Source organism: Halomonas sp. SpR1 (assembly GCF_031010175.1).
Classification (GTDB): domain Bacteria; phylum Pseudomonadota; class Gammaproteobacteria; order Pseudomonadales; family Halomonadaceae; genus Vreelandella.
Map to the genome: position 1 here is coordinate 1 of NZ_JAUAMB010000064.1, position 10,531 is coordinate 10,531.

General features: G+C 55.2%; 6 protein-coding genes. 4 read left to right on the top strand and 2 right to left on the bottom strand.

Annotation, left to right across the window (positions count from 1 at the left end; translation table 11 throughout):
- Positions 1–183 precede the first annotated feature (183 nt).
- Together QT231_RS23685 and QT231_RS23690 are read right to left on the bottom strand one after the other, a co-directional pair.
- Positions 184–837 carry a DNA polymerase III subunit epsilon gene (locus tag QT231_RS23685; RefSeq protein WP_308339233.1) on the bottom strand — a complete coding sequence of 218 codons (654 nt, stop codon included), beginning with the start codon at positions 835–837 and terminating at the stop codon, positions 184–186.
- A gap of 5 nt (positions 838–842) precedes the next feature.
- Entirely contained in the window at positions 843–2,687 is a 1,845-nt protein-coding gene (locus QT231_RS23690; RefSeq protein ID WP_308339229.1) for a DUF294 nucleotidyltransferase-like domain-containing protein, read from the bottom strand.
- Positions 2,688–3,369: 682 nt separating this feature from the next.
- Between QT231_RS23690 and QT231_RS23695 the strand changes: the two genes are divergently transcribed.
- From QT231_RS23695 to QT231_RS23710, 4 genes are all read left to right on the top strand, one after another.
- Complete coding sequence (locus QT231_RS23695; protein ID WP_007113808.1) at positions 3,370–3,630, top strand: DUF4212 domain-containing protein; 261 nt, start codon at positions 3,370–3,372, stop codon at positions 3,628–3,630.
- A gap of 6 nt (positions 3,631–3,636) precedes the next feature.
- Positions 3,637–5,418 (top strand): sodium:solute symporter family protein, encoded by a 1,782-nt coding sequence (locus tag QT231_RS23700; protein ID WP_308339230.1) that lies wholly within the window; start codon positions 3,637–3,639, stop codon positions 5,416–5,418.
- A gap of 162 nt (positions 5,419–5,580) precedes the next feature.
- Complete coding sequence (locus tag QT231_RS23705) at positions 5,581–6,087, top strand: hypothetical protein (RefSeq protein ID WP_308339231.1); 507 nt, start codon at positions 5,581–5,583, stop codon at positions 6,085–6,087.
- 109 nt (positions 6,088–6,196) lie between these two features.
- Positions 6,197–10,138, top strand: coding sequence for a NahK/ErcS family hybrid sensor histidine kinase/response regulator (locus QT231_RS23710; protein ID WP_308339232.1), 3,942 nt, complete (start codon positions 6,197–6,199; stop codon positions 10,136–10,138).
- The last annotated feature ends 393 nt before the right edge of the window (positions 10,139–10,531 follow it).

Below are 10,531 nucleotides of genomic sequence, written 5' to 3' on the forward strand. Positions count from 1 at the left end.
TATGCGCGGATACTCATCGGGGCCAGAGGCGCCAGGAGACGACGCCTCATGCACAGGCCGGATATATGGCAGCAACCTGTTCCTGCATCGATGACCGAAGCCTTGCAAGCAGGGAGGAGACCATATAGGGGTTCACAGCGCCCTCGCGGAAAGCTGTCCTCGCCACCACCAGGGAGGAAACTACTAAGCCACCTCCGCCATAACCCGCTGCAAGCGCATATACAGCAGTGCGCTGGCAGTTGCCTCGCCCAGCACGCTCTGCACGCCCATGGCGGGCACCTGCCAGCACGCCAACGCCTGGGCGAAGCTGCTGGGCGCCTCTACCTGCGGGTGCAAACGGCGCAGCTGGCGCTGATGCAGTCTCGCCACATCGACCTGGGCATTGGGCAGAGCAAAATTTAGCCGCTTGGTAAGTAGTGTATTTAACGCTCCAATGCGCTGCTCCAACTGCCAGCCCACTATGGGTCGATTGCCGATGAATTCCACTAACGCGCTCAAGTTAGCGCTGCTTGGCGGCTGCACCTCCCCAGCCTCGCACAGCAAATGATGACGGCGCAGCGTCGCGCTCTCGGGCTGTTTGGTATTGCCTAACGTCATCACAAAAGCGCGGCTGGTTCGCACCTGTTGCTGGCTCAGCACCACCGCTGCCAAACTGATCACCGGTGATGATGACGTGGGCGTAGTCGTACAGGCGAGCGCCACCAGCTCTTCCCCCATATAGGGCTGAAACAGCCAGGCATAGGGCGAGTCTGCACAGCGCCGACGATCACTTTCGCGGCGCAACAAGGTGCGCAATGAACCGCTAAATAGCGCTACATGTCGATCTAACAGCCGCATTCCGCTCACGAATACTCCAAATGATAACGATGGGAAAGCCGCTGCTTAAAGTCTTTGACAATATGCATCGCTTCGCGCAGTAGATCGCGCTCCAGAGAAGAGAGGTTTTGCACCACGACACGGTTAGCGCGGCTGCCGTTTTGCGGGTTAGCTTCTTTTGTCTCCGAAGACGTTTCCAACGCCCTTAGCTGCTGTTTAAGACGCAGCTCGGAAAACAGCGCCAACGCTTCGCCCAGGTCATCGGCAAAGCGGCGATCCAAACGGCCATCGGCAGCCAGGGCATCAAGCCGGTCTAGTGTCGAGGTGGCTTTAATGCGCCGTTCAAGCGCCATGGTGCGTACACCGTGAACAATCGGAAAGATGCCGCCTTTCTTTATATCGATACCGTGCTGGGGCTTTTTCAGCGAGCCAAACAGCGTCAGCGGGGTCGAGAAACGCAGCGCCGTGCGGGCAAAATAGGAGAGCAGCAGTTCATCGTTCGAACAGCGTTCAAACAGCTCATTACGGACGCTCTCAAGCAGGTTGGGGTTACCCGCCACCGCATGGGCATCGAGCATAATCGCCAGCTTCATCAGGCTATCGCCATCGCGCTCCCTGGCCCACTTGGCAATATTGCCTTTCCACTGTGATACCGTCGCCACCCACTCAGGATTAGACACCATAATATTGCCCGGGCACGGCGGATAGCCCAGCTGAATCAGCGTATCGGTGAGCGTCTGCATATGGCTTGCCAGATCAGGCCACTGGGTTTCATCGGCCAGAATCAAACCGTTATCCTGATCGGTTTTGAGAATCTGCTCACCGCGCCCTTCGCTGCCCATCACCATCATGCAGCTCTGCTCGCGGTAGCGCTCGTCGATGGTGAACTCCCAGGCTTTACTGATGATACGACCGTTAAGCGCGGCGAGCAGATCCATCGCAAAGCGCAGCTTAACGCCCTGTGCCATCAGCGCCTTGACCAGCTCCGGCGTGCGCTGACTGGCCGCAGAAAGCGCTTCTAAGCTGGTCGCCTGCTCCACCTGCAGGCTCACCACATAGCTGCGGCTTGAGAAAAAGCTAAGCACGTCGGTGAGCTCGACAACGCCCTTCAAAACGTTTTGCTCCATCACCACCACCCGCGCCACTTTATGGCGGGTCATCAGTACCAACACCTCAAACAAATACTGATCCGGCGCGGCGGTCACCAAATTAAAATGGGCTATCTCATCCACTGGTGATGTGACGGCGCTGCCTTTCAGCACCAATGCGTTGAGCAGATCGGTTTTGGTCACCATACCCAGGGTGTCCCGGGTCTCTACAAGCAGGCTATCGGCGTGACTCTCATTGAGTTGTTTGACAGCGTTGGCAATATCGGTCGCCGCCGCTACCAGCAGCGGCTCGCGCATACACTCACTCACTTTGGCCAGCATAAACCCCGCCATGGTGACGCCACCTTCGGCGCGCTTTTCGGTCAGCAGGCGTGCCTTATGGGTCAGTGACTGGCGAAAGAAATTGTTGAAATCGGGGTAGTGGCGACACAGCTGCTGAAATAGCGCCTTGGGCAGTAGGTAACATAGGCACTCCTGCTCAGCCTTAAATCGATAGCGACTTTTACCATTGAGAATGCTAATCGCACCAAACAGATCCCCCGCCGTGTAGTGGCCAATACGTGAGGTGGATGAGGGTAGCGTGGGGTCAATTTCAGCCACTTCGCCTTTATGAATCAGAAAAACAAACTCCCCCGCCTGGCCAGTCTCTAAAATGACTTCGTCACGATCAAAATAGGCTAGGTCAATGCCACGGCGAATGTGGTCACGCCCCTCATCGTCAAGAAGCGTAAACGGAAGCTGGGATAGATCCACATCGACCATGGGGTTTGACCTCGTTCAACTAAAGGCGAACTAAAGAGTATGTAAGTAGTATTAAAAATGGCATTGCTCGATACTGACTCATATAGAAGGCGTCACCCCAGCGCTTCAAAAGTGATTATCGATTATTATCTGAAGATGGTTGTACGGGTATAAAGGATTCACTTCCCTAGTAGCAAGTAGAACGTCATTATACCTTTAGCTATCACGCTAAAGTCGAAGCGACTTTTGATACACGACCAAAGTATCAGCTTTTGCAAACCATTCTTCACACAAAACTCAACACATGTATTTAAAGTAGCCAATAACGGCTTTAATTTGCTTACTAGACTATCGTCCCATAGCCCAACAAACACCTTCAAATTTCGCTTAAAAAGTGGCTAAAAACTCATATTTTCAATAAGATGCAGTTAATAAAAAGTCACTTCCATGTTCATTGATACCAAAGTCTGGGATTTATTTTTTGACGTTTATTGCCCAGTATTAATAATGAGTCATGCAGGGTAATCGCACGTCACTAACTAACTCGACATTTCATATCGAATAATAAGGTGACGTGCCAACAGGAACTGGCTCACCACTCCTAACGATTGAGTGGCTTTAGACGTGCGATTGCCCTGATGGGTCACACGCTATTCCTCGTGAACTTTCCCAACCTTAAAAATCACAAGTGGAGAGCAACACAATGGCAGACGACAAAACCAATGCTGCTGAATACTGGAAAGCAAACGTCCGCTTAATTTTCGGATGCCTGGCCGTTTGGGCATTTGTTTCTTACGGATGCGCTATCCTCTTTCGCCCGCTGCTCGCCGGTATCCCGGTTGGCGGCACTGATCTTGGCTTCTGGTTTGCACAACAGGGCTCAATCCTAACGTTTATCGTGCTGATCTTCTTCTATGCCTGGAAGATGAATAAGCTCGATCAAAAATTTGGCCTTGGGGAGTAAGCCGGTATGAGCCAGTTTGCAATTAACTTACTGTTCGTCGGCGCCTCCTTTGCCCTGTATATAGGCATTGCGATCTGGGCGCGCGCCGGCTCAACGAAAGACTTCTATGTCGCGGGGGGTGGGGTTCACCCCATCACCAATGGTATGGCCACTGCGGCGGACTGGATGTCAGCGGCGTCGTTTATTTCCATGGCGGGCTTGCTGGCCTCCGGTGGCTACGCCAACTCTACCTTCCTGATGGGTTGGACCGGTGGCTACGTTATTCTGGCGATGCTGTTAGCCCCTTACCTGCGTAAGTTTGGTAAGTTCACCGTGCCTGACTTCATTGGCGACCGTTTCTACAGCAACACCGCTCGTCTCGTGGCGATCGTGTGCTTGATTGTGGCGTCGGTTACCTACGTTATCGGCCAAATGACCGGTGCGGGCGTGGCGTTCTCGCGCTTTCTTGAAGTCAGCAACACCTGGGGTATCTGGTTAGCCGCGCTGATCGTTTTCCTTTACGCCGTATTTGGCGGTATGAAGGGCATCACTTACACCCAGGTAGCGCAATACATCGTTCTGATCATCGCTTACACCATTCCGGCGGTATTTATTGCCTTCCAGCTAACCGGCAACCCGATTCCAATGTTTGGCATGTTCAGCACCCATACTGAATCCGGCATTCCGTTGCTTGAAAAACTGGATGACGTCGTCAGTGCCCTGGGCTTCCGCGACTACACCGCTGACGTGGACAACAAGCTCAACATGGTGCTGTTTACCCTGTCGCTGATGGTCGGTACTGCCGGTCTTCCCCACGTTATCATTCGCTTCTTCACGGTACCGAAAGTGGCCGACGCGCGTTGGTCTGCTGGTTGGGCGCTGGTGTTCATCGCCCTGCTCTACCTGACCGCGCCAGCTGTTGGCTCTATGGCTCGCTTGAACCTGGCGACCACCGTGTATCCAGAGATGGCGGGGCAGGTTGAGAACTACGAAGAGGCTGCGCGAAACCCGATTCTGTACGAAGAGCGCCCAGACTGGGTTCGTACATGGGAAGAAACAGGCCTGATCAACTTCACCGACCTAAACAACGATGGCCGCATCCAGATGTATAATGATGCTGCTGACTTCTCTGACCGTGGCTGGGAAGGCAACGAACTCACCGTTAATAACGATATTCTGGTACTCGCCAACCCGGAAATTGCCAATCTTCCCGGCTGGGTTATTGGTTTGATTGCAGCGGGTGGTATCGCCGCAGCCCTCTCGACAGCGGCAGGCTTGCTACTGGCGATCTCTTCGGCGATCAGTCACGATTTGATCAAGACCATGATCAATCCCAAGATCACCGAGAAAGGCGAGATGCTGGCGGCACGAATCTCCATGGGCGGCGCGATACTGCTGGCTACCTATTTGGGGCTTAATCCACCAGGGTTTGCGGCACAAACGGTGGCGTTGGCCTTTGGTATCGCCGGTGCGTCGCTCTTCCCAGCGCTGATGATGGGTATCTTCTCCAAGCGGATGAACAACTCAGGTGCGATTGCCGGTATGTTGGCAGGCTTGATTTGTACGCTGCTGTACATCTTCACTTACCTGGGCTGGTTCTTTATTCCCGATACCAACACGCTGGCCAACACACCGGATAACTGGATCTTCGGTATTTCGCCGCTCTCCTTCGGTGCAGTAGGCGCGATGATCAACTTCGCCGTTGCCTTCGCGGTCTCCAGAGTGACAGCTGCACCGCCGCAGGAAATTCAGGACCTGGTGGAAAGCGTTCGCTACCCGAAAGGTGCTGGTATGGCGATCGACCATTAAGTCATAATCCCTCCTGGCGGTTTATCGCACTATTGTGATATCGCTTAGGAATTGACCTTACCATCGGGCTTCCTTAGGGAGGCCCGATGGCTTTTATAGATGGCTTTTTATCGATAGCTTTTATAAACGGCTTTTATAAACGGCTTTTTGAAAGGATATTTTATGATATGGCATTTGATCGCCGCCGTTTTTGCAGGCCTGGCAGCCGCCGGGATTGGCCTGACACTGCGAGCCTTGTGCGGCAAACGTTTGCCCAAGTGGATAGTACCGGTGTGTGGCGGGCTGGGCATGCTGGGCTATCAAATCCAGGTCGAGTACAGCTGGTTTGAGCATAAGCAGGCGCAGCTTCCCGAGACCGCTACGGTCATTTCCACCGAAAGTAGCACGGCGGTATGGCGCCCATGGACCTTTGCCATTCCCATGACCACCAAGTTCAGCATGGTGGATAGTGAGAATATTCGCATGAGCGAGCAGGATGGCGACCGCTTGGCAGAATTTATCCTTTATCAGTTTGAACGCCACCACACCGATATTTTGATCACCCAGCCCTACTTACTCAATTGTGATAACCGCGAGTTGGTACCGCTGGATAAAGACACCCGCGAGCCGATTCTGGAAAAGATTCGAACGTTACGGGAAACCTCACCGCTGCTAAACAATGTATGCTGATAACAAAATGATGCTCCCCAAAGCGAACTAGCCCATGTAGTCATCTTACTATTTCGCCTAGAATAGAGCCCCTTACAAGTGGGTCGCACACTCTGGCGGGGAGAAAGGCATGTTTCACGGCGGGCTACTAGTAGCGGTTTCGCTACTCTATATTGCCGTTCTATTCGGCATCGCTTGGTACGGTGATCGCCGTGCACGCACCCACGGCGCCACCCGTCGGCGCCCGATTATCTATAGTCTGGCGCTGGCCATTTACTGCACCTCGTGGACTTTTTACGGCGCGGTTGGCCAAGCAGCCACCGCGGGCTGGTCGTTTGCGAGCATCTTCGTCGGGCCGATTTTGACGTTTCTGCTCTTCTGGCCGGTGCTGGCCAAAATGATCCGCGTCGCCAAGCACCAAAACGTTACCTCCATTGCCGATTTTATTGCCTCCCGCTACGGCAAAACCCAGTCGCTGGCCGCCTTTGCCAGCCTGGTCGCTCTCGTGGGTACCCTGCCCTACATCGCTCTACAGCTAAAAGCGGTATCCACCACTTTTAGCGTACTCACCGATGCCACCGATGTGACCCATACGCCGCTATTTGGCGATACGGCCTTCTATGTGGCCATTGTGATGGCGATCTTTGCGATTCTATTCGGCACCCGCCACACCGATGCCACCGAACACCATGAAGGCTTAATCCACGCTGTGGCGTTTGAATCGCTGGTCAAGCTGCTCGCCTTTGTGGTGCTTGGCGCTTTTGTCACCTGGGGCATGTTTGATGGCCTGGGTGAGCTGATGGGGCACGCCGAGAGCCAACTCGAACTCCAGCGTCAGTTGGCCAACCAGGATTTTGGCCAGAGCTTCTGGGCGCAAACGCTGCTGGCGATGCTGGCGATTCTGTGTCTGCCCCGCCAGTTCCATGTGGCGGTGGTGGAGAACATTCACCCTGACGACGCCACAAAAGCCCGCTGGCTGTTCCCGCTCTACCTGCTGGCCATTGCCTTTTTCGTGGTGCCACTGGCTGCCGCTGGGCTGCTGCTGTTTTCCGAAAGCGGCGTAGAGCCCGACACCTACGTGCTGGCGCTATCCATGGCCTCAGGCCATCAGTGGTTAACGCTGCTTACCTTTATCGGTGGCTTCTCGGCGGCAACGGGCATGGTCATCGTTGCCGCAGTAGCGGTGTCGATCATGATCTCCAACGAAATTGTGATCCCGGCGCTATTCCGCCTGCGCTGGTTTGATACCAAAGCGCGGGATTATGGTCGTTTGGTGCTTCGCGCACGGCGCTTAACCATTGTTGCCGTGCTGGCCATGGCCTACGGTTTCTATCAGTTGATTGCCGAGTTTACCTCGCTGGCTTCGATCGGCATGCTGTCGTTTGCCGCCGCCGCCCAGTTTGCCCCGGCGCTGATTGGCGGGCTCTACTGGAAACGCGGCAACCGGCTTGGGGTCATCGTCGGTATGAATGCGGGCTTCGCCATCTGGGCCTATAGCCTGCTGATGCCGGCGATGATCAACGCGGGCGTGCTTCCTACCACTTGGCTCGACGGCGGCCCGCTGGGGCTTAATTGGCTATCGCCCACAACGCTGTTCGGCCTCAACTTGGGCGACAGCTTTACCCACGGCGTAATGCTGTCCCTCGGGGTTAACCTGTTCTGCTACATTTTTGTTTCCCAGGTCACTTCGCAGCGGGTGGTGGAGCGTATTCAGGCCTCGCTGTTCGTCGATAGCGTGGAGACACGTCAAACCTCGGTTAACCGCCCCTGGACTGGGGCGACCACCGTTGGCGATTTAAAAGTCCTCTGTGAACGTTTTCTAGGCGCCGGCCAAGTAGACCGCGCCTTTGAAGACTACGCCCGTCGGGTGGGTAAACCGCTGGATGACGGCACCCGCGCCTCAATCGATATTATCCAGTTCACAGAGCGCTTTCTGGCCTCGGTGCTGGGCGCTTCATCGGCACGTATCGTGGTTAACTCGGCGCTTCAGGGGCGCGGCATCGGCATCTCAGATGTCATTTCGATTGTCGATGAGGCCTCACAGGTATTGGAGTTCAACCGGGCGCTGCTCCAGGCCACCATTGAAAACATTAACCAGGGTATCAGCGTGGTCGACCAGAACCTGCGCCTGGTGGTGTGGAACCAGCGCTATCTGGAACTCTTCCGTTTCCCTGACCATTTGATTCGCGTGGGTGCGCCCATTGATCGCATTTTCCGCTACAACGCCCACAACGGCGAGTATGGCCCCGGTGACCCGGAAGAGCACGTGCAGCTACTGCTCGACAATATCCGCGAAGGCCAGCCCCACCGCTACGTGCGCTACCGCCAGGATGGCAGCGTGCTGGAGGTGCAGGGCAACCCCATGCCTGGCGGCGGCTTTGTATATACCTATCAAGATATTACCCAGCAGAAGCGCATCGAAGAGGCGCTGATTCGCTCGGAAAACAATATCCGTATCTACACCGACAACGTGCCCGCACTGATTGCCTACTTCGATAAAGAGTGCCGCTACCTGTTTACCAACCGCGCCTACGAGCAAGCGTTCAATATTGATCGCAACGCGGTGATTGGTCGCCGCTTTGAAGACGTGCTGCCAATAAAACAGGCAGAGGAGCGTGCCCCCTGGGTGAACCGCGCGCTTAACGGTGAGCGAGTCAGCTTTGAAGTCTCGCTGCGGGTCAACGAGGCGATGCGCTATATGCTGGTCACCTACACGCCGCACTTTGGTGACAGCCAGGCAATTCTAGGCTTCTTTGCGCTCTACCAGGATATTACCGAGCGCCGCCAGGCGGAGATTGCCCTTAAAGAGACCAACGAAACCCTTGAGGAGCGTGTACGCGAGCGCACCCAAGCGCTATCCGAAGCCAACGCGGCGCTGCGCCAGGAGAACCGCGTACGCGCTGAAGCGGAGCTTGCTTTGCGCCAAGCTAAGCAGCTCGCGGAAGATGCCAACGCCTCTAAGACGCGATTTTTGGCCGCAGCCAGCCACGATCTTCTGCAACCGCTGAACGCGGCACGGCTATTTACCTCTGCGCTGATGCAGAACGTGACCACCACCGATACTCAGCGCATCGTGGGCCATATCGACAACTCGCTACAGGCCGCCGAGGAGCTGCTGAGTACCCTGCTGGATATCTCCAAGCTGGACGCAGGCGCCTTAACGCCGCGGCGCAGCCACTTTGCCCTGGCCGACATCTTCCGCCCGCTACGCGCCGAATTTGAGGTGATGGCGGACGATAGGGGACTGGATTTAGACGTCGTACCGACACAACTCTGGGTCGACTCAGACCCTCAGATGCTGCGGCGCATTGTGCAGAACTTTTTGTCCAACGCCATTCGCTACACCCAAGAGGGCCGCGTACTGCTTGGCTGTCGCCGCCAAAATGGCTGGCTCTCCATTGAAGTGTGGGACAGCGGCCCCGGCATACCTGAATCCAAACTGACCGAGATTTTCCAGGAGTTCCGCCGTTTGGATCAGGTCTCCCGCCATAAAGAGAGTGAGAAAGGTCTGGGGCTGGGGTTATCGATTGCTGACCGTATGAGTCGGGTGCTGAACCACCCCATCAAAGTACGCTCGACGGTAGGCAAAGGGGCGGTTTTCTCGGTTAGTGTGCCGATCGTTACCGCCAGTGAGGCGAGCAGTGCCGAGCTTGAACCTCAGGGCCGGCGCGGTAGCCATAAGCTGAGCGGTACGCGGATTGTGTGTATCGACAACGAGACGCTGATTCTGGAAGGCATGACCGCGATGCTGAGCGGCTGGGGCTGCGAGGTGTTTACCGCTACCAGTATCGGCGGAGCCAAGTCGATCCTGCGCAATATGGATGGCGACCCTGACGCTATTCTGGCGGACTACCACCTGGATAACGAAGTTACTGGCTTAATGGCTCTAGAAGCGCTCAGCGAGCGCTTTGAGGGGGCGGTGCCGGGGATTGTGATTACCGCAGATCGTACCGAAGCGGTGGCTGAAGAGATCAAACGGGCCGGCTATCAGCTGTTGCTCAAGCCCGTTAAACCCGCGGCGCTGCGGGCGCTACTGACGCGCACGTTACAGGCCAATCGCGCGGCGCGTTAAGCGTTGGAGTAAAAAGAAAACTGAAGCTAATCAAAAGATAAGAAATCAAAGGGAGAAAGTAGTTAAGTTTTATTTTGAGAGTCGCCGGGCTCAGCCCGGCGATGTTACCTCCATCTAGTCAATTTAAAAAAACTAAGCCAATTCCAAAGTAGATGGCTCACTCACTCCCACAGTGCTAACGCCTTCGCCAATTTGCTGGGAATTGCTTAAGGCCTCATCCTCAAGCACTTTCTCATTTACGTCTTTTACTGCCCAGTTGGTGCCATCGACGTCACCCCCTTATTGAGTAGCGCTACACTTTAGAGTCCGATCCTATGCATAAGGAGATTGGACATGAAGAAGCGTTTCAGTGAAGAACAGATCATTGGCTTCCTGGGCGAAGCCGAAGCGGGA

Excerpts from the sequence above, each read along its gene's own strand:
- QT231_RS23685 (WP_308339233.1), bottom strand. The coding sequence starts at position 837 with ATGCGGCTGTTAGATCGACATGTAGCGCTATTTAGCGGTTCATTGCGC.
- QT231_RS23690 (WP_308339229.1), bottom strand. The coding sequence starts at position 2,687 with ATGGTCGATGTGGATCTATCCCAGCTTCCGTTTACGCTTCTTGACGAT.
- QT231_RS23695 (WP_007113808.1), top strand. The coding sequence starts at position 3,370 with ATGGCAGACGACAAAACCAATGCTGCTGAATACTGGAAAGCAAACGTC.
- QT231_RS23700 (WP_308339230.1), top strand. The coding sequence starts at position 3,637 with ATGAGCCAGTTTGCAATTAACTTACTGTTCGTCGGCGCCTCCTTTGCC.
- QT231_RS23705 (WP_308339231.1), top strand. The coding sequence starts at position 5,581 with ATGATATGGCATTTGATCGCCGCCGTTTTTGCAGGCCTGGCAGCCGCC.
- QT231_RS23710 (WP_308339232.1), top strand. The coding sequence starts at position 6,197 with ATGTTTCACGGCGGGCTACTAGTAGCGGTTTCGCTACTCTATATTGCC.